Annotated in this window: 20 protein-coding genes; 12 read left to right on the top strand and 8 right to left on the bottom strand. The window is 68.9% G+C overall.

Annotation, left to right across the window (positions count from 1 at the left end):
- Position 1: 1 nt before the first annotated feature.
- Positions 2–928 carry an alkaline phosphatase family protein gene (locus P0R32_RS11520; protein ID WP_276237150.1) on the bottom strand — a complete coding sequence of 309 codons (927 nt, stop codon included), beginning with the start codon at positions 926–928 and terminating at the stop codon, positions 2–4.
- Positions 929–1,065: 137 nt separating this feature from the next.
- Complete coding sequence (locus tag P0R32_RS11515) at positions 1,066–2,223, bottom strand: glycosyltransferase (protein ID WP_276237149.1); 1,158 nt, start codon at positions 2,221–2,223, stop codon at positions 1,066–1,068.
- Positions 2,224–2,415: 192 nt separating this feature from the next.
- On the opposite strand from P0R32_RS11515, the gene aglJ reads away from it, so the two are divergent.
- On the top strand, positions 2,416–3,378 hold the full coding sequence (gene aglJ, locus P0R32_RS11510) for an S-layer glycoprotein N-glycosyltransferase AglJ (RefSeq protein ID WP_276237148.1): 963 nt from the start codon (positions 2,416–2,418) through the stop codon (positions 3,376–3,378).
- On the opposite strand, the gene P0R32_RS11505 is transcribed toward aglJ, so the two are convergent.
- Entirely contained in the window at positions 3,340–3,666 is a 327-nt protein-coding gene (locus P0R32_RS11505) for a hypothetical protein (RefSeq protein WP_276237147.1), read from the bottom strand. The genes aglJ and P0R32_RS11505 overlap by 39 nt on opposite strands.
- 120 nt (positions 3,667–3,786) lie before the next feature.
- Between P0R32_RS11505 and P0R32_RS11500 the strand changes: the two genes are divergently transcribed.
- Positions 3,787–3,996 (top strand): ribbon-helix-helix domain-containing protein, encoded by a 210-nt coding sequence (locus tag P0R32_RS11500; protein ID WP_276237146.1) that lies wholly within the window; start codon positions 3,787–3,789, stop codon positions 3,994–3,996.
- Positions 3,997–4,018: 22 nt separating this feature from the next.
- Here the strand turns inward: P0R32_RS11500 and P0R32_RS11495 are convergent, their stop codons facing one another.
- Both P0R32_RS11495 and P0R32_RS11490 read right to left on the bottom strand, forming a co-directional pair.
- Positions 4,019–4,594, bottom strand: a complete 576-nt coding sequence (locus P0R32_RS11495) for a JAB/MPN domain protein-containing protein (RefSeq protein WP_276237145.1) — start codon at positions 4,592–4,594, stop codon at positions 4,019–4,021.
- 10 nt (positions 4,595–4,604) lie between these two features.
- A complete protein-coding gene (locus P0R32_RS11490) occupies positions 4,605–5,285 on the bottom strand; it encodes a hypothetical protein (RefSeq protein WP_276237144.1) in 681 nt (226 codons plus the stop codon).
- A gap of 58 nt (positions 5,286–5,343) precedes the next feature.
- Here P0R32_RS11490 and P0R32_RS11485 point away from each other — a divergent pair, with 58 nt between their 5' ends.
- Together P0R32_RS11485 and P0R32_RS11480 are read left to right on the top strand one after the other, a co-directional pair.
- Complete coding sequence (locus P0R32_RS11485; RefSeq protein WP_276237143.1) at positions 5,344–6,147, top strand: VOC family protein; 804 nt, start codon at positions 5,344–5,346, stop codon at positions 6,145–6,147.
- Positions 6,148–6,233: 86 nt separating this feature from the next.
- A complete protein-coding gene (locus P0R32_RS11480; RefSeq protein ID WP_276237142.1) occupies positions 6,234–6,623 on the top strand; it encodes a cupin domain-containing protein in 390 nt (129 codons plus the stop codon).
- A gap of 50 nt (positions 6,624–6,673) precedes the next feature.
- Here the strand turns inward: P0R32_RS11480 and P0R32_RS11475 are convergent, their stop codons facing one another.
- Positions 6,674–6,964: a DUF5779 family protein gene (locus P0R32_RS11475; protein WP_276237141.1), complete on the bottom strand. Its 291-nt coding sequence runs from the start codon at positions 6,962–6,964 to the stop codon at positions 6,674–6,676.
- Between the two features lie 315 nt (positions 6,965–7,279).
- Between P0R32_RS11475 and P0R32_RS11470 the strand changes: the two genes are divergently transcribed.
- The 8 genes from P0R32_RS11470 (at position 7,280) to P0R32_RS11435 (ending at position 15,623) form a co-directional block, all read left to right on the top strand.
- Positions 7,280–8,461, top strand: coding sequence for a LeuA family protein (locus P0R32_RS11470; RefSeq protein ID WP_276239399.1), 1,182 nt, complete (start codon positions 7,280–7,282; stop codon positions 8,459–8,461).
- 304 nt (positions 8,462–8,765) lie between these two features.
- On the top strand, positions 8,766–10,574 hold the full coding sequence (gene ilvB / locus P0R32_RS11465) for a biosynthetic-type acetolactate synthase large subunit (RefSeq protein ID WP_276237140.1): 1,809 nt from the start codon (positions 8,766–8,768) through the stop codon (positions 10,572–10,574).
- Positions 10,571–11,350, top strand: coding sequence for an acetolactate synthase small subunit (gene ilvN / locus P0R32_RS11460; RefSeq protein WP_276237139.1), 780 nt, complete (start codon positions 10,571–10,573; stop codon positions 11,348–11,350). The genes ilvB and ilvN overlap by 4 nt, the downstream gene beginning before the upstream one ends.
- Before the next feature lie 19 nt (positions 11,351–11,369).
- Positions 11,370–12,434: a ketol-acid reductoisomerase gene (ilvC, locus tag P0R32_RS11455; RefSeq protein WP_276237138.1), complete on the top strand. Its 1,065-nt coding sequence runs from the start codon at positions 11,370–11,372 to the stop codon at positions 12,432–12,434.
- Positions 12,427–12,576 carry a DUF7989 family protein gene (locus tag P0R32_RS11450; protein ID WP_276237137.1) on the top strand — a complete coding sequence of 50 codons (150 nt, stop codon included), beginning with the start codon at positions 12,427–12,429 and terminating at the stop codon, positions 12,574–12,576. The genes ilvC and P0R32_RS11450 overlap by 8 nt, the downstream gene beginning before the upstream one ends.
- Entirely contained in the window at positions 12,573–14,009 is a 1,437-nt protein-coding gene (gene leuC, locus P0R32_RS11445) for a 3-isopropylmalate dehydratase large subunit (protein WP_276237136.1), read from the top strand. Before P0R32_RS11450 ends, leuC begins: the two co-directional genes overlap by 4 nt.
- Positions 14,006–14,644, top strand: coding sequence for a 3-isopropylmalate dehydratase small subunit (locus P0R32_RS11440; protein ID WP_276237135.1), 639 nt, complete (start codon positions 14,006–14,008; stop codon positions 14,642–14,644). The genes leuC and P0R32_RS11440 overlap by 4 nt, the downstream gene beginning before the upstream one ends.
- Positions 14,637–15,623, top strand: coding sequence for an isocitrate/isopropylmalate dehydrogenase family protein (locus tag P0R32_RS11435; protein ID WP_276237134.1), 987 nt, complete (start codon positions 14,637–14,639; stop codon positions 15,621–15,623). Before P0R32_RS11440 ends, P0R32_RS11435 begins: the two co-directional genes overlap by 8 nt.
- Positions 15,624–15,675: 52 nt before the next feature.
- On the opposite strand, the gene P0R32_RS11430 is transcribed toward P0R32_RS11435, so the two are convergent.
- Positions 15,676–16,140 carry a DUF5799 family protein gene (locus P0R32_RS11430; protein ID WP_276237133.1) on the bottom strand — a complete coding sequence of 155 codons (465 nt, stop codon included), beginning with the start codon at positions 16,138–16,140 and terminating at the stop codon, positions 15,676–15,678.
- A gap of 197 nt (positions 16,141–16,337) precedes the next feature.
- The gene (locus tag P0R32_RS11425) at positions 16,338–17,936 is read right to left on the bottom strand and encodes a S8 family serine peptidase (protein WP_276237132.1); all 1,599 of its coding nucleotides are present in this window, start codon (positions 17,934–17,936) and stop codon (positions 16,338–16,340) included.
- Positions 17,937–18,032: the final 96 nt, after the last annotated feature.

Raw genomic sequence — 18,032 nt, 5'->3', positions numbered from 1 at the left:
GTTATTTGTATCCGAGGTGTTCGAGTTGTTCTTCGCGCGATACTTCGTCCGTGTCGGTGGCCGTCTCGGCGTCCGTGTCCGGGGTGTGAGTCTCCTCGTCCGTCGCCGACGTGACGCACTTCGGCACACGCTTGAGTGGCTTCAGCGGCACGTAGTCCGGGTGGGCGTACAGTCCGTACTCGCCCAGCAGGTTCCCGTGGTCGGCCGTGATGAGCACCCGTTCTGCGTCCACGTTCTCCAAGAGGAGCGCCACGTCGTCGAGGACGTACCGAAGATTGTCCAGGTAGCCGTCCCACACTTCTTCGTACTCCAGTTGCCCGCGCCGGAGTTTGTGCCAGACGTTGTCCCACGGTGTCGACGAGAACTCGTCGCGGGGGATTCCTTTGTCCAGCGGTTTGCGGACGAAGGGGTGGTGAGGCTGCATGTAGTGGACGAGAAGCCGCTCGTGGTCTTGCTCGCGCCCCGCTCGTATCGCTGCGTCGGTGACCGCACGGGCAGGGATGGTCCGGACGTCGCGGTCGAACGTGTGCTTCCAGACCTCTTCGAGATACGCAAACGTCTGTGGGTCGAGTTTCTGCTCCGAGTAGGGGTTTGAGGTGACGTGGGCGGTTCGAGCCATCTCGGTGGCGTACGTCTGGCGGAAGTTCTTCTCCATCCACTCCGCGGAACTTGACGCTACAGAGTACGTCCATTCGTCGTCGACGAAGTCGTACTCTTCGGCCACTTCGGCCATCAGATCCCACCGGCAGGCGTCGAGGACGACCAGCATGTCCCAGTCCTCCTCATAGATTGGCGTCCCGAAGTTCCACACGCCGCCGAGACGACGGAAGGTGCCGACGTAGAACTTGTACGCCGAGTCCTGTACGCCTTGCCAGCCGTCCTGTCGGATCTGTCGGCGGGTTTCTTCCACCCAGTCAGTAAACGTCATGAGAGGTCACTTACCACGCCCAATGTGAAGGGTATGCCTATGCGTTTCGGATACCAGCGGGCAAGAGATGTCCATTTGCGGGCAATTTTCTGGACAGGGAGCGAGCTCGAAAACGAGTTGTTCCAATTCGTGGCGGGCTATTCTGCTTCGAACGCCTCGCGCAGTTCTGCGTCCACGTCCCACGTGCCGTCACCCTCTCCGCGCAGCAGCTTCACCGCCGCGCGAAACAGCGACACCTGCGTGTCGAACAGCGCGTACGCCGGTTGGAGCGGGCCGAGCGCGTCGCGCGCACCGACCGCGACGAACGCGCCCAGCGCCGCCGGCACGGCGAGACCGAGGGGGCCGGCGACGGCGACCGCACCGATGGAGGCGAGTGCGACGCCCGCCATCACGAGCGTCGGCGAGACGCCCATGAACCACCAGTTGAACGGGAGGACGACCGTCCCGTAGCCGCCGTAGCGGCCGAGCATGTCGCGCTGGCGCCACAGCAGGCGGAGCAGTCCCATCGCGCGCCGGTCCTTCTGCGTCCGGCGCTTGCGGAACGCCGAGTGGCTCGCCTCCTTGTACCGGATCGCCGGGTCGAACAGGACGCGGCCACCGTTCTTGCGGATCTTGAGGGCGAGTTCCGTGTCGTCGGCGATGGAGTCCTCGTCGATGGGGACGATGGCGTCGCGCTCGAACGCGGAGAACGGGCCGTGGAAGATGAACGTCGAGTCGACGTGCGACTCCAGCGTCTGGATCCGCGCCTGCACGTCGCGGTACCCCCGCTCGACCTCACTCCCGCCGAGCACCTCCGCGTTGCGCCCCGTCACTGCCGCGACGGTCGGGTCGGCGAGGTTCGCGACCGCCTCGTGCAGCGCGTCGGTGGCCACCTTCGAGTCGCAGTCGGTCTTGACGACAACCTCGTTCGTCGCGGCGGCGTACGCCTCGTTGAGCGCGACCGCGAGGCCGCGGCGTTCGGTCTCCTCGACGAACACCAATTCGGGCGTGTCGGGACGGTCGAAGAACTCCCGAACGATGTCGGGAGTCGCGTCGTCGCTGGAGTCGACGACGACGACCTCCAGTTTCTCGACAGGGTAGTCCCACGCGAGGAGCCCCTCCAGTTTCGACTCGACGATCTGCTCTTCGTTGTACGTCGGCAGCACGACGCTCACGGTCGGTTCGGCGTCGGGGTCTTTGTCGGCGGGCGAACCCTCTGGAGACAGCAGGACGTAGCCGAGGCCGTACAGCAGGTACGGCAGCCCGGTGAGGGCGACGAGGCCCGACAGCCAGGCGGCGAGGCGGCGCAGTCGCATGACCGCCCGTTTGCCGACACCCTACAAAACGACGGCGGTCGCCCGGTCGGCGGGTTGCTCGCAGCCGCGAGAGCGTCTGGTTGCAGGCGACTAGTTGCGGGCGACAACTGGCGGGCGACAAGCGCCGGCCGACTGGTCGGCGGATCGACCGCTCCCGAAGCGGTTAACTCGCCACCCGAGAGACGCGTCCACATGACCGGCGACGTCTGTGTGCTCCTCCCCACCTACGACGAGGCCGCGACCGTCGCGGACGTCGTCACCGACTTCCGTCGCCACGGCTTCGAGAACGTCCTCGTGATCGACGGCGGCTCGACGGACGACACGCGCGACCTCGCCCGCGAGGCGGGCGCGCGCGTCGAGATCCAGTCTGGCTCCGGCAAGGGCCAGGCGGTCCGCGAAGCCGTCGCCCGCCACGTCGACGCTACGTACGTGCTGATGGCCGACGCCGACGGGACGTACGAGGCGGCCGACGCCGAGGCGATGCTCCAGCCGCTTCGCGACGGCACCGCCGAACACGTCATCGGTGACCGCTTCGCCGACATGCACGAGGACGCGATGACGGGGCTGAACTCCGTCGGCAACACGATCTTCAACAGCCTGTTCGCGCTCATCCACCGCGAGGACTACGCGGACATCCTCTCGGGGTACCGTGCGTTCACGCGGGAGTCGTTCGAACGCCTCCGACTGACCGCCGACGGCTTCGGCATCGAGACGGAGATGGCCGTCGAGTGCGCCCGCCACGACGTCCGCACGACGGTCGTCCCGATCACGTACCTGCCGCGCCCGGACGGGTCGAACACGAACCTCCACCCGGTGAAAGACGGCGGCATCATCCTGATGGCCATCTACCGGCAGGCGAAGACGTCGAACCCGCTGTTTTACTTCGGGAGCGCCGGCGCCATCTCCGGGCTCGCGGGCGCGGCGGTCGCCGCGTACGTCGCCTACGAGTGGTTCGTCCTGAAGATCTCGCACAACGTCCTCGCCATCGTCGCGGGGGTCGGGATCATCCTCGGGGTCCAACTGCTCATCTTCGGCGTGCTGTCGGATCTGCTCGTGACGCTCCACTCCGAGACGCTCGACCGGGTCGAGCGGTTGGAGGCGCAGGCGGGCGGCGAGTCAGAAGGGGAGCAGCGTGCGGACCCGCCCGAGCAGTGAGCCGGCGCCACTGCGTCGTCGCTCCTCGAACACCGGGTGGAGCCTGTTGAGCAGCGCCCGCTCGGACTCGAAGCGTTCGGCTGGGAGCTCGCGGAGCGTCGCCGCCACGTCGAGCGTGTTGCCGGCGGCGTCGTAGGGCACGTCGGTGTCGTCCATCGCCTCGATCAGCTCCTCGGTCGTCGCTGGGAACCGGACGCCCGCACGGTCGAGTCGGGCGTCGAGCGCCGCGATGCCGAACTCGATCGACTCGGGCTCCCCGCTGTCCCCCTGCGGCGGTCTGGCTGCCATCGATCCCGTGTTGTTCCTCCGGGGACTAAAGCGGCGGGGCACGAGGACGCCGCGTCGCCGACGGGGACGGCGGTCGAGGGCTCCGTCGCGTTTATCGGTCGCGCGGCCATCGCTCGACACGTGACTGACTACACCACCGTCTCCATCCCGAAAGACCTCGCCGAGCGCGTCGAGGAGACCATCGAGGGGACGAGCTTCTCGTCGACCTCGGATCTGGTCCGGTTCCTCCTTCGGAGCATCGTGATCCAACATCAGAAACAGGGGTCGCTGTCGGAAGCAGAGTTCGAGGAAATCGCAGACCAACTCCGGGATCTGGGCTACCTGCAGTAGCGCGGCCGGTCGCGCGGTTCGCTCAGACGACGCCGTCGTCCACCCGCTCCTCGGGCGGTGCGGCGTCGACGACGACGAGTTCCCGACGACGACCGCGGCGGTCGTACGCGACGACGTGGTCGGTGTCGTACGGGGGGACCGCGACCAGCACCGTCGCCGCGAGGTCGTCTTCTTCGGTGAGACGCCGGTCGCCGTCGGGGTGCGACAGGAAGCGAGCGCGACCCGCTGGTCGGCCCAGGTCCATGCCGAACACCTTCGACACCGATCCGGCGGCGCCCGGGAAGTAGAAGTGGGTCAACACCGGCGTCGTGGGGTCGAGCGTCGCGGGTGGGTCGACGAGGTCGCCGGCGGCGGTCGCGTCGAGGACGACGTTCTCTGCGCCGGGGTCGGCGTCGGTGGCTCGCTCCAACAACAGCGAGAGCAGGTCCGCGGAGACGTGGACCGTCGCCGGGTCGTCCTGGGGCGCGTCCGCGACGCCGGGTGGGTCGTCCCACTCGTCGTCTCCAGCAGCCTCGTCGTGTAACGGGCCCTGCTCAGTCACGTCGTCGGCGTCGTCGCCGGCAGCCACGTCGGGGTCCGACCCCTCGTCCGGAGTCACGGGTACGGACTCACCCGAGGAACGACCGGAGGCTGTCGACGTACAACCCGGGTGCGTTGCCGCGGGCGGTGTCGAGCGCCTCGGCGAGCGCGCGTCCACCGTCGGTCAACACGCCGGCTCCGTGGCCGACCAGCACGCGCTCGGGGTCGAGGCCACCGAGTTCGCGTCGGGGCGGCGTCAGGCGGAGCATCGGGTGGACGCCGAGCGTCTCGTCGCCCGTGCGCATGTACGAGCAGGTGCCCACAGCCTCGGGGACGTACAGCGTCCCGCCGTCCTCGTCGTAGAGGGCGACCTCCTGCCACGGCGGGAGCGACGAGTCGCGGACGGTGATCGCCCGCAGGCCGCCGAGTTCGCGACCGAACCGCTCGACGGGCGCGTCGAGTTTGGTGGCGACGCCCGTCATCCAGTCGGGGACGTACACGGGGACGTCGTGGCGGGTCGCGATCGCGGCGGCGTCGCGCTTGTGGCGGTCGAGACAGACGACGACGCCGGCGACTTCACCGTCGAGGTCGGCGAGCAGGTCGTCGACCTCGGGGGCGTCGACCGGGTCGAGCACCCAGACGTCGCCGTCGACCGACACGGCGTGGCTGGCGCGTTCCATCGTTTCGTCGGGGTAGGCGATCCACCCCACCCCGCCGTCGAACTCGTCGACCACGGCGAGGTCGGCGTCGCCGGAACTTTTCATCGGCATCGAGTCGTGAGTGGGGCGCCGCGGGCTTAAGTGGGGTGCCGGCGGATCGGCACACGTGATGCCCGCGGACACCCGGACGGACGCCGAGTCGGTCACGACCGAGGACGCCGACGGTTCGGCGTCGGAACCCGCGTCGGGCGACGCTCGCCCGGCGCTCGTGTCGCTCGCGCTGGAAGTGACGGACTTGGGCCGCGCGACCGCCTGGTACGCGGACACGTTCGGGCTGGTGCCGACACGCCGGTGTTCGACGGAGGCCGCCTTCGACGTCGGCGGGACGGAGGTGGTGTTGCGTCGACCCACCTCGGTCCCGCGCGGCGGTCTCCACACCCACTTCGCGTTCGAGGTCCCCGGTCGGGAGTACCCCGCGTGGCGTGCACGCTTCCCCGACGCCCCCGAGGTCGACTTCGGATCGTTTCGGTCGCTGTACCTGGAGGACGACGACGGGCACGCCCCGGAGGTCGGGGGGACGGCGCCGGCGGGAGTCGGCACCGGGCTGGTCGGGGTGTTCGAGGTGGTGTTGGAGGTGGCGAACGTCGACCTCGCCGCCGACTGCTGGTCGGCGCTCGGCTTCTCGGCGGTCGACCGCGGCGACGAACGGCGCCGCATCCGGATGCGCGGCCCCACGGGCGCCGACCGGCAGTTCGACGTCGAGTTGTGGGAGCCGCAGTTGGGGCTCGCAGACGCCCGCGGCGGCGTCCACGTCGACCTGGCGTTCCGGGTTCGCGAACCGGTCGCGCTCGCCGACCACGCGTTCGGCGACCTCCCCTCGGTGACGGTCCGCGAGTCGCCGGATGGGTCCGTCGAGTTGTACGACCCTGACGGCCACCACCTCGTCCTGTTGCCGGCGGTAGGCGGGGAGTAGCCGTCTCCGCGAGACGGAGACCGACCGCGTGGAGTGACAACGTGCTTGCAGTGTCGCTTATCATTCCGTCACGCTGTGTGCACGGTATGTCCGGGGATGGGACACCTGACCGCGACGACCACACGACCACCACAGCCGACGCCGCCGCCTACCGCCGCCTCTCCGTCGACGGTTGGGGCGAGTCACCGGACCCAGACCGGGTCCGGCGGACGCTCGACGAGGCGCTCGGGACGACCCCGTACGAGTTCGACCTCCGAGAGACGAAGCCCGGTGAGCCGGTCAGGCCACCGACCGACCCCTACCCGGGCGCGCAAGAACTCCTGTTCGTCCTCGCGGGCGAGTTGACAGTTGAGACCGCCGAGGGAGAACTCCGCTTCGGTCCCAACGAGGGCGTCCTCGTTCCGCCGGACGCGACGGACCGACCGGTCGCGACGGGCGGTGATCCGTGCCGATTCCTCGCGCTCGGCGCGCCCTGACTGTCCGCTCGGCGTGTCGGTTCAGCGGTGTCTCGCCGCCTCGCTCCCGTTCAGTTCAGGCGCTCGGTGTCGATGCCGACGTTCGGCGGCGAGACGATCAGAAAGCCGCGGAAGTGGGTGAGTTCGCCACCCATGTCGTTGACCTCGCGAGCGAACCCGCTGGCCAACTCGTTGAGGTCCCCCTCGACGGCGAGCACGAGGACGTTCCCGTACTCGACGTTGCGGATCCAGTGCTCGGGCTCCGTCTCCCCGTCGAGCACCCCCAGGACCACGTCCCCCACCGTCCCCTCCGACTCGATGAACTCCTCCGCGTCGCGGAGGTCGAGCCCGAAATCGCTCATGGAGAGGGGAACGGAGTGTCGTATTAAAAGGGTTCGGACGGTGTCGGACGGTCGTCCGACCGGGCGTCGTGCCGTCGCGACCACGCGTTCGTCAATACCATGTGTATAAGGATCTCTCAAGAGACCGGGTGAGACAGTACCCGTTGCAGTCGGGCGATTTTCGTGTATGCCGAACGTTCGTGAGCGATTCTCACGCGTGGGGCGAGGTGTCTGACCACAACGCTTTACAATCAGTTCGGGCATCCGGTCCGATGATGTCCCATCAACAGGACTCGTCGGTAACCAGTCCGGCGGAACGAGTTCTTCCAGGGCACACTGAGTGCAACTGACGAGTTCGATTCGGTCCGTATCTTCGACACGACGCTGCGCGACGGCGAGCAGTCGCCGCGCACGTCGTTCACCTACGAGGAGAAACGTGAGATAGCCACGGCGCTCGACGAGCTGGGCGTGTCCGTCATCGAGGCGGGCTTCCCGGTCAACTCCGACGCGGAGTTCGAGGCCGTCAGCGACATCGCCGCGTCCACGGACACCACCGTCTGTGGGCTCGCCCGCGTGGTCGAGGGCGACATCCAGGCGGCGATAGACAGCGGCGTCGGGATGATCCACACGTTCGTCTCGACGAGCGACGTGCAGATCGAAGACTCGATGCACGCGACCCGCCAGGAGGTGAAAGAGCGCGCGGTCGAGGCGGTCGCACAGGCGAAGGAGTCTGGCGCGGAGGTGATGTTCTCGCCGATGGACGCCACTCGGACGGGCGAGCCGTTCCTGGTCGAGGTCATCGAGGCCGTCGACGAGGTCGGCGTCGACTGGATCAACATCCCCGACACCTGCGGCGTGGCGACGCCGCGGCGCTTCGGCGACCTCATCGAGGTCGTCCGCGAGCACACCGACGCACGCATCGACGTCCACACCCACGACGACTTCGGCCTGGCCGGCGCGAACGCGCTGGCCGGCATCGAGGCCGGCGCTCACCAGATGCAGGTGTCGGTCAACGGCATCGGCGAGCGCGCCGGCAACGCCGCGCTGGAAGAGGTCGTGATGGCCGCGGAGTCGCTGTACGACGCCGACACCGGCATCGACACGACCCGCATCACCGAGGTGTCGCGCATGGTCGAGCAGGCCAGCGACATCGCGGTGCCGCCGAACAAGCCCGTGGTCGGGCGCAACGCCTTCAGCCACGAGTCCGGCATCCACGCGGCGGGCGTCATCGAGAACAGCGACACGTTCGAACCGGGCGTGATGACCCCCGAGATGGTCGGCGCCACCCGCGAACTGGTGATGGGGAAGCACACCGGAACCCACTCGGTCCGCCAACGCCTGACCGACGCCGGCTTCGACCCCACCGAGTCGCAGGTCCGCACCATCACCCGCCGGGTGAAAGACGCCGGCGCGGAGGGGCGCGTCACGATGTCCGACGTCGAGCGGTTCGCTCGCCAGGAGGGCGTCGCCGAGATGGAGGACTCCGACGAGGAGCGCGAACGGGAGGCGCGCGTCTGACCGAGAGCGGGCGACGCTCACGACCCGCGACCGTCGTTGGGCCGGTGCAATCGTTGCCACGCGCGTCACGGTTATACCGCCCGAGACGGTAGGCGAGTGCGAGATGACGACGCGACTCCACACGACCGCCGCCCACTCGGCGCTCGCGGAGCGTGTCGTCGCCCTTCTCGCCGTGGTCGTGGGTATCGTAGGGGCGTGACCGCCCCCACACCACCCACCACCGACCCACCGTATCGACACGTCACCACCAGCGAACAGCGATCCACGACTGCGAAGCAATGACACACACACGAGGCCGACGACGATGAGCGAGCCAGCGACCCCCGAGGCGTCCGCCGACGCGGACGCCGACACCGACGCGACGGGGCGAACCGACACCGACGAGCAGGCGGCGCAGCGCCACGAGGCGGCCACGCGCGTGCCCGGCACCGGCGCCGACGCCGTCGTCGCGTCACTGGAGGCCGCAGGCGTCGAGACCGCCTTCGGCGTGCAGGGCGGGGCGATCATGCCCGTCTACGACGCGCTGTCGGCGTCGACGGTCGACCACATCACGATGGCCCACGAGCAGGGCGCCGTCCACGCCGCCGACGCGTACGGCATCGTGCGCGGCGACCCTGGCGTCTGCATGGCGACGTCCGGCCCGGGCGCGACGAACCTCGTCACGGGCATCGCGGACGCGTCGATGGACTCCGACGCGATGCTCGCGCTGACGGGGCAGGTGCCGTCGACGATGGTCGGCTCCGACGCGTTCCAGGAGACCGACACGGTCGGCGTCACCGCGCCCATCACGAAGCACAACTACTTCGCCAGCGACTCCGACGACGTCGGGCGGACGGTCGGCGAGGCGTTCGCGCTCGCGAACACCGGTCGCCCGGGGCCGACGCTGGTCGACCTCCCGAAGGACGTCACGTTCGGCGAGACCGACCGCCCGGTCGGCGAACCGACGCCGCCCAAGCGCTCGGTGCCAGACCCCGAGGCCGACGAGGAGCAAGTCGAGGCGGCCGCCCGCGCCATCGAGCAGGCGGAGCGCCCGCTGTGTCTGTTCGGCGGCGGCGTGATCAAAGGCGACGCGACCGAAGAGGCGCGGGCGTTCGCCCGCGAGTTCGGCATCCCGGTCGTGACGACGATGCCCGGCATCGGGAGTTTCCCCGAGGACGACGACCTGTGTCTGTCGTGGGCGGGCATGCACGGCACCGGCTACGCCAACATGGCGATCACCCACACCGACTGCCTCATCGCCGTCGGGACGCGCTTCGACGACCGCCTCACCGGCGGCGTCGACACGTTCGCGCCGGAAGCGGAGGTCGTCCACGTCGACATCGACCCCGCGGAGATTTCCAAGAACGTCCACGCGGACTACCCGGTCGTCGGCGACGCCGCGACCGTCATCGACCAACTGGACGCCGCAATCGGCTACGCTGAGGCACCCGACCCCGAGGAGTGGCGCGCCCAGTGTGCCGAGTGGCGCGAGGAGTACCCGATGGACTACGCCATCGACGCCGACGAGCCGGTCCGCCCGGAGTTCGTCGTCGAGGCGTTCGACGCCGCGAGCGACGACGACGCGTACGTCACGACCGGCGTCGGCCAACACCAGATGTGGGCCGCCCAGTACTGGACGTACCGACACCCGCGGACGTTCGTCTCCTCACACGGGCTGGGGACGATGGGGTACGGTCTCCCCGCGGCCATCGGCGCGCGCATCGCCGCCGACGACGACCGCCAGGTGATCAGCTTCGAAGGCGACGGCTCGTTCCTCATGACGATCCAAGAGCTGTCCGTCGCGGTCCGCGAGAACCTCGACATCACCGTCGTCGTGCTGAACAACGAGTACATCGGGATGGTCCGCCAGTGGCAGGACGCCTTCTTCGAGGGCAACCACATGGCGTCTGACTACGACTGGATGCCGGAATTCGACACGCTCGCCGAGGCGTTCGGCGCGAAGGGCTTCCGCATCGACGACTACGACGACGTGGAGGACGCCGTCGAGGGCGCGCTCGCGTACGACGGTCCCAGCGTCGTCGACGCGCACATCGACCCCGAGGCGAACGTCTACCCGATGGTCGCCAGCGGCGCGGCGAACGGCCTGTTCGCGCTGTCGGAGGACCAGCTATGAGCCGCGAGGCCGAGCGGAACGAGGCCGCAGAGGAGACTCAGGACGCGACCACCGACGGTGGCACGACCCACCCGGCGGAGTCGCCACTGACAGAGCGCGCGCGCCCCGCCGACGAGGAGAAGCCGACGACGGGGCTGTCCGGGCCGCGACCCGAGGAGCGCCCGCACCCGACCGGCCGGCGCGACGAACACGGCGTCCGCAAGGAGCCGGACCACGGGCCCGAGCCGACGCGCCGGGCGACAGTCTCGGCGCTCGTGGAGGACGAGCCGGGTGTGCTGGCGCGCGCCGCGGGGCTGTTCCGCCGCCGCCAGTTCAACATCGAGAGCCTGACCGTCGGTCCGACCACCGTCGAGGGGCACTCCCGAATCACCCTCGTCGTCGAGGAGACCGAGGCAGGCATCGACCAGGCGAAGAAGCAACTGGCGAAGCTCACGCCCGTCATCGCGGTCGGGGAGTTGAGCGACGACGCCGTCGCCGCCGAACTCGTGCTGCTGAAGGTCAGGGGCCAAGAGCCGGACAAGGTCCACGCGATCACCTCGATGTACGACGGGCAGACGCTCGACGCCGGGCCGCGCACCATCACCGTCCAGATCACCGGCGACGAGAACCAGATCGACGACGCGATCGACGCGTTCCACCAGTTCGGGATCATCGAGATGGCCCGGACTGGGCAGACGGCCCTCGAACGCGGCGACTCCCCGACGACGCCCGGTGAGGAACCGGGCCACTCCGCGGACGACACGGAAGACGACGAGTTCACCAACTACGACGACTGACACCACGCTACACACGACTATGACCGACGAATCCACCTTCGACACCGAGGTACACTACGACGACGACGCGGACCGCTCCATGATCGACGACAAGACCGTGGCCGTGCTCGGCTACGGCAGTCAGGGCCACGCCCACGCGCAGAACCTCGCCGACTCCGGCGTGGACGTGATCGTCGGCCTCCGCGAGGACTCCTCCTCGCGGGCGGCCGCCGAGGCAGACGGCCTGCGCGTGGAGACGCCAGCCGAGGCCGCCGCCGAGGCGGACATCGTCTCCGTCCTCGTCCCCGACACCGTCCAGCCGGCTGTCTACGAAGCGATCGAAGACGGCCTTGAGGCGGGCGACACGCTCCAGTTCGCCCACGGCTTCAACATCCACTACAACCAGATCGTCCCGAAGGAGGGCATCGACGTGACGATGGTCGCGCCGAAGTCGCCGGGGCACCTCGTGCGCCGCAACTACGAGGCTGGCGAGGGGACACCCGGGCTGCTGGCGGTGTATCAGGACGCCACAGGAGAGGCACGTCAGGAGGGCCTCGCATACGCCCACGCCATCGGCTGCACCCGCGCGGGCGTCATCGAGACCACGTTCCAAGAGGAGACGGAGACGGACCTGTTCGGCGAGCAGGCGGTGCTGTGCGGCGGCGTCACCTCGCTCGTGAAGCAGGGGTACGAGACGCTCGTCGAGGCGGGCTACTCCCGCGAGATGGCGTACTTCGAGTGCCTGAACGAACTGAAGCTCATCGTCGACCTCATGTACGAGGGTGGGCTCGGCGAGATGTGGGACTCCGTCTCCGACACCGCCGAGTACGGCGGCCTCGTCAAAGGCGACGTCGTCGTCGACGAGCACGCTCGCGAGAACATGGAGGAAGTGCTGGAGCAGGTGCAGAACGGCACGTTCGCTCGCGAGTGGATCGCCGAGAACCAGGCCGGACGCCCGTCCTACACGCAACTGCGGCAGGCCGAGAAGAACCACGACATCGAGGACGTGGGCGAAGACCTCCGCTCGCTGTTCGCGTGGGGCGGCGAGGAGACCGAACCTGAGGAGGACGACCAGGAGAAGGCCGAGGTACGCGCGGATGACTGAGCGAGCCGAGGACCAGGCACCGGAGGCGACAGTCGCCGACGTGGACCACGAGGCACCCGACGGCGCCGCCGACCCGAACGCGGTGTGGGAACGGGGCGAGGAGTCGACGCCCACCGAAGACGACGAGCCCGAGTCACGATGAGCGAGGGAACGCTGTACGACAAGGTGTGGGAGCGACACAAGGTGGCCGACCTGCCGAACGGACAGGACCAACTGTTCATCGGCCTCCACCTCGTCCACGAGGTGACCAGCCCGCAGGCGTTCGGCATGCTGCGCGAGCGCGACATGGAGGTGGCGTTCCCCGAGCGCACCGTCGCGACGACGGACCACATCGTCCCGACGTCGAGCGAGGGGCGGAGTCGCCCGCTCGCCGACGAGCGCGCCGAGGAGATGCTCACGCACCTCGAACAGAACACCGCGGAGGCGGGCATCCGCTTCTTCGGCCTCGACGACGAGCGGCAGGGCATCGCCCACGTCGTCGGACCGGAGTTAGGCTTCGTCCAGCCGGGGATGACCGTCGTCTGCGGCGACAGCCACACGTCCACCCACGGCGCGTTCGGCGCCATCGGGATGGGTATCGGCACCAGCCAGATCCGCGACGTGTTCGCGACTGGCTCCATCGCGGCGGACAAGAAGGCCGTCCGACGCGTCGAGGTGTCTGGTGAACTGGGCGACGGCGTCGGTGCGAAGGACGTCATCCTCCACGTGATCCGGCAACTCGGCGTCGACGGCGGCGTCGGCCACGTGTACGAGTACGGCGGCGAGGCCATCCGCTCGCTCGACATGGAGGGTCGCCTCGCGGTGTGCAACATGTCCATCGAGGGCGGCGCCCGCGCGGGGTACATCAACCCCGACGAGACCACCTACGAGTACCTGGAGGGGAAGGAGTTCGCGCCCTCGGGCGACGAGTTCGAGGAGCGCAAACAGTACTGGGAGTCGATCCGCTCCGACGAGGACGCCGAGTACGACGACGTGGTCGAGGTGGACGCAGCCGACCTCGCGCCACAGGTCACGTGGGGCACCAACCCCGAGCAGGTCGTCGGCGTCGACGAAGCGGTTCCGGCCCCCGCCGACACGCGCGACCCCGACGCCGCAGAGACGGCGCAAGCGCACACCGAGGTCACGCCGGGCGAGACGATGGAGGGCCACGGCGTCGACGTGGCGTTCCTCGGCACCTGTACGAACGGTCGCGTCGCGGACTTCCGCGAGGCCGCCCGCGTGCTGAAGGGCCGCGAGGTCGCAGACGACGTGCGCGCGCTCGCCGTCCCCGGGTCCGGCACGGTCAAGCGGAAATTGGAGGCGGAGGGCATCGACCAGGTGTTCAAAGACGCCGGCTTCCAGTGGCGCGAGGCCGGCTGTTCGATGTGTCTGGCGATGAACGACGACGCGCTGGAGGGCGACGAGGTGTGCGCCTCCTCGTCGAACCGCAACTACGTCGGTCGGCAGGGGTCGACCGAGGGCCGCACCCACCTGATGTCGCCCGCGATGGTCGCGGCGGCGGCGGTCGAGGGTGCGGTGACGGACGTGCGCGAGTTCGACACTGCCGACACCATCGGGACGGAGGTGGACGAATGAGCGGACCAGCCGGCGACGACGCCCCCGACGCAGAGGGCGCCGCGGTGCCGGCCATCCGCCGAGTCGCCGGCACCGGGGTCCCGGTGCGGGGCGACGACATCGACACCGACCAGATCCTCCCCGCGCGGTTCCTGAAGGCGGTCACCTTCGACGACATGGGTGAGTACGCCTTCTACGACCAGCGGCGCGACGACGACGGGTCCCTGAACGACCACCCGCTCAACGAGTACACGGGTGCGAACGTGCTCGCAGTCAACGAGAACTTCGGCTGCGGCTCCTCCCGTGAGCACGCCCCGCAGGGGCTGATGCGCTGGGGCGTCGAGGCCATCGTCGGCGAGTCGTTCGCGGAGATCTTCCAGGACAACTGCAAGTCGCTGGGGATCGCGACGCTCGCGGTCGACCACGAGGACGCCGTCGCGCTCCAGGACTTCATCGAGGCGAACCCGGAGGCGGGTATCGAGGTCGACGTGCGCGCCGAGACCGTCCGCTACGACGGCACGACCGTCGAGGGCGAGGTGCCCGACGCGATGCGCGAGGCCCTGTTGGAGGGGATCTGGGACACGACCGCCGTGATGCGGACGAACCTCGACCGTGCGAAGGCCGTCCACGACGACCTCCCGTACACCGATGACTGAGGCCACAGAGATCGCAGTGATCCCCGGCGACGGCATCGGACAGGAGGTCGTCCCGGCGGCGGTCGAGGTGCTGGAGGCCGTCGGCGACTACGCGTTCACGGAGGCGGAGGCGGGCGACGCGACGCTCGACGAGACGGGCGAGGCGCTTCCTGCCGAGACGTACGATCTGGCCGCGACCGCCGACGCCACGCTGTTCGGCGCCGCGGGCGAGTCTGCCGCGGACGTGATCCTCCCGCTCCGGGAGGCCGTCGGCTCGTTCGTGAACATCCGCCCCGCCCGCGCGTACCCCGGCGTCGACGCGCTCCGCCCGGAGACGGACCTCGTCTTCCTCCGGGAGAACACCGAGGGCGTGTACGCGGGCCACGAGGACCGCCTCACCGACGACGTGTCGACGCTGACGCGTGTCGTCACGGAGTCGGCGTCGCGGCGGCTCGGAGCGTACGCCTGCGAGTACGTCCAGGAGCGACCCGAGCACGACGGCTTCACCGTCGCGCACAAGGCGAACGTGATGCGCGAGACGGACGGACTGTTCCGCGACACGGTGCTCGAAGAAGCCGAGCGCGCGGGCGTCGACGCCGACACGGTGCTCATGGACGCGTTCGCGACGCGGGTCTGTCTCGACCCCGAGCAGTTCGACGTGGTCGTCTGCCCCAACCTCGCGGGCGACGTGCTCTCGGATCTGGCGGCGGGACTGGTCGGCGGCCTCGGCCTGCTCCCGTCGGCGAACGTCGGCGCCGAGCGCGGCCTGTTCGAACCGGTCCACGGCACCGCGCCCGACATCGCCGGCGAGGGGGTCGCGAACCCCTCGGCGACCATCCTCTCGGCGGCGATGCTCGTCGAGTCGCTCGGCGACGACGACGCGGGCGCACAGATCCGGACGGCCGTCGAGAGCGTCCTCTCGGACGGCCCGCGGACGCCGGACCTGGGCGGGGAGGCGACGACGCGTGAAGTGACGGACGCGGTGCTCGAACGGCTGTAACAGTCGGATTTCGTCGCCCCGGCGGCGTTCGCCGACCGGCACCACAGCCGTCTTACTCTTGGTAGGCGAGGCGGACCTGTTCGAACCGGCCCTTGTTCTCTAAGTGACGCTGGAGCTCCTCTGCGTACTCTTGGGTGAGCTGCTCGGCCGCCGCTAACTGCTCGTGATCGACACCGCTCCCGCCGCCGCCGCCCCCGCTCCCGAGGAGGTTCTTGATGTCGTCGATGATGCCGCCGAAGACGCCGTCCGAAGCGCCACCGCTGGGGTCGCCGCCGCCGGCCATCGCGCCCATCTGCTGGGAGATGTTGTCCAACTCGGGCATGATCTGGGGGAGCTTCGAGGTGTCGGCGACGATTCGAGCGGCCTCGGGGTCGTCGGCGGCTTCGATCTCGAACTCCGTGGCCGTCATGATCAGCCCCCACTGCTGGTTGGAGAACTGCGACTGCTGGATCCGTTGGTTGAACTCGCGGTCGACGGCCATCCGCTCGCCGACGATCGCGTCGGTCCAGTTGCTCATAGTTCGCCACACGCGCGCGGCTGGTATGTCGGTTTCCCTCCAGTTGTGACTACTGAGTGGATACAGGTGCAGGCGCGGGTCCGCAGGCGCTCGAACCAGCGGGGGCCGAGCGCCTGCGTCGGTGGAACGTGTGTCGGCGCCGCGGTCTTCGGCGCCGACGCAGCGAGTGAAGGACGACGGCGGCGGTGTTCGCGTCGCTACTGGTACTCCGTGATGGTCAGCGTGTAGCTGCCCGACCCGGAGTAGGAGTCCACGTCGATCTGCATGTCGGTGGACGTGTCGGGGTCGTCGATGGTGATCGACTCCTGGCTGTCGGCCGTGTACGAGCGGTAGTCGTAGTTGCTCGGCGAGGCGTTCTGCGTCGTCCCGGTGTTGACGTACAGGTCGAAGTCGGCGTCGCTCGGCCCGTCGAGTTCGACGACGACGCGACTCGGCGAGGAGTAGTTCCACGACCACGAGTAGTCGTCGTAGTCGTAGTAGCCCGACAGCGACCCGTCCACGCTCCCGCTGGTCGAGTCACCGGAGCCGCCTCCGCCGCCGCCACCGTCGCCCCCGTCACCAGAGCCTGGTTCGGTCGTGACGGCGGCGTAGGCGTCTGCCTGGCCGCTCCCCTGCTCGTCGCTGGAGAGCCCGATGTCGGCGGCGGTCGCCTTCAGGTGATCGCGCAGTTCCGTGTTCGTCAGGCTCGGCCACGCGGCGAGCGCGAGGCCGGCGACGCCGGAGGTGACGGGCGTCGCCATCGACGTCCCGGACAGTTCCTCGTAGGAGCCGCGCGCCTCGGTCGTCGTCGAGAGGACGTTGACGCCGGGGGCACAGATCTCGACGCTGCTGCCGTACTGGGAGAACGACGCGAGGTTCTCGTTGGAGTCGACCGCCGAGACGGCCATCGCCTCCGAGTAGGCCGCGGGGTAGCTGACCGACGAGGTGCCGTCGTTCCCGGCGGCCGCGACGACGAGCGCACCGTTGTCGTCGGCGTAGCTGACGGCGTTCTTCATCGTCGAGGTGTAGCCGCCGCCCCCGAGGCTGAGGTTGATCACGTCGGCGCCCTGGTCGGCGGCCCACTGGATGGCGTCGGCGATGTCCGCCGTCGACCCGGACCCGGACTCGTCGAGCGAGCGGCCGTTGATGAGCGAGGAGTTCGACTGGCCCGAGACGCCGGTGCCGTTGTCGACGACCGCGGAGGCGCATCCGGAGACGTGAGTGCCGTGGTACTCGTCGCTGGGCACGTCCGGATACGGGTCCGAGTCGCCGTCGGCGAAGTCCCGGCCCGGGTCCGACTTGTAGTTCCCCTGCAGGTCGGGGTGGTCGTACTGCGCGCCGGTGTCGACCACTGCGATGGTGACCGACGAGTCACCGAGCGTCGTGTCCCACGCCTCGTCAGAGCGGACCTGCTGGGGAGCGTACTGGCTGGAGAACTGCGGGTCGTTGGGCGCGAGTTGCGTCTCGTACGTCGCGTTCGCCTCGGCGTACTTGATCTTCTCCTTCTTCGTCACCGCCTCGAGGAAGTTCTCGCGAGCCACGTCGGCGGCCTCCGACGGGAACCTCACGGCGACGTAGCTGAGCGACTCGTTGCTGTGGACGACCTCGGCGTTACCGGGGACGTACTGTGCGACCTCTTGTTCGATGTCGTCGGCGGTGACGGAGACGCCGACGAGCACCTCGTCTTCCTTCGGACCGGGCGCCCGGCCGTTGCGAGCGGAGGCGACGCCGCCGAAGGCGGCCGCACCGGCGACCGCACCGGTCAGTTTGAGGAAGCCACGACGCATCGTGTCGACACGTTCGGTGTTGTCTGTCATGCGACGACTTCACAGGATGGGGCACCCAACTTAATTCTACTGCTAGTAACGCAAATATAATACTATATCTAACAGAGATTAAACCAGAGTAAACGC

This window comes from Halobaculum marinum, assembly GCF_029338555.1.
GTDB lineage: Archaea > Halobacteriota > Halobacteria > Halobacteriales > Haloferacaceae > Halobaculum > Halobaculum marinum.
Note: the sequence above shows the minus strand (reverse complement) of the source record. Positions and strands in the feature narration are given on the sequence as shown.

Coding starts and splice junctions, on each gene's coding strand:
- P0R32_RS11520 (WP_276237150.1), bottom strand. CDS start 928: ATGACGTTTACTGACTGGGTGGAAGAAACCCGCCGACAGATCCGACAG.
- P0R32_RS11515 (WP_276237149.1), bottom strand. CDS start 2,223: ATGCGACTGCGCCGCCTCGCCGCCTGGCTGTCGGGCCTCGTCGCCCTC.
- aglJ (WP_276237148.1), top strand. CDS start 2,416: ATGACCGGCGACGTCTGTGTGCTCCTCCCCACCTACGACGAGGCCGCG.
- P0R32_RS11505 (WP_276237147.1), bottom strand. CDS start 3,666: ATGGCAGCCAGACCGCCGCAGGGGGACAGCGGGGAGCCCGAGTCGATC.
- P0R32_RS11490 (WP_276237144.1), bottom strand. CDS start 5,285: ATGCCGATGAAAAGTTCCGGCGACGCCGACCTCGCCGTGGTCGACGAG.
- P0R32_RS11485 (WP_276237143.1), top strand. CDS start 5,344: ATGCCCGCGGACACCCGGACGGACGCCGAGTCGGTCACGACCGAGGAC.
- P0R32_RS11480 (WP_276237142.1), top strand. CDS start 6,234: ATGTCCGGGGATGGGACACCTGACCGCGACGACCACACGACCACCACA.
- P0R32_RS11475 (WP_276237141.1), bottom strand. CDS start 6,964: ATGAGCGATTTCGGGCTCGACCTCCGCGACGCGGAGGAGTTCATCGAG.
- ilvB (WP_276237140.1), top strand. CDS start 8,766: ATGAGCGAGCCAGCGACCCCCGAGGCGTCCGCCGACGCGGACGCCGAC.
- ilvN (WP_276237139.1), top strand. CDS start 10,571: ATGAGCCGCGAGGCCGAGCGGAACGAGGCCGCAGAGGAGACTCAGGAC.
- ilvC (WP_276237138.1), top strand. CDS start 11,370: ATGACCGACGAATCCACCTTCGACACCGAGGTACACTACGACGACGAC.
- P0R32_RS11450 (WP_276237137.1), top strand. CDS start 12,427: ATGACTGAGCGAGCCGAGGACCAGGCACCGGAGGCGACAGTCGCCGAC.
- leuC (WP_276237136.1), top strand. CDS start 12,573: ATGAGCGAGGGAACGCTGTACGACAAGGTGTGGGAGCGACACAAGGTG.
- P0R32_RS11440 (WP_276237135.1), top strand. CDS start 14,006: ATGAGCGGACCAGCCGGCGACGACGCCCCCGACGCAGAGGGCGCCGCG.
- P0R32_RS11435 (WP_276237134.1), top strand. CDS start 14,637: ATGACTGAGGCCACAGAGATCGCAGTGATCCCCGGCGACGGCATCGGA.
- P0R32_RS11430 (WP_276237133.1), bottom strand. CDS start 16,140: ATGAGCAACTGGACCGACGCGATCGTCGGCGAGCGGATGGCCGTCGAC.
- P0R32_RS11425 (WP_276237132.1), bottom strand. CDS start 17,936: ATGACAGACAACACCGAACGTGTCGACACGATGCGTCGTGGCTTCCTC.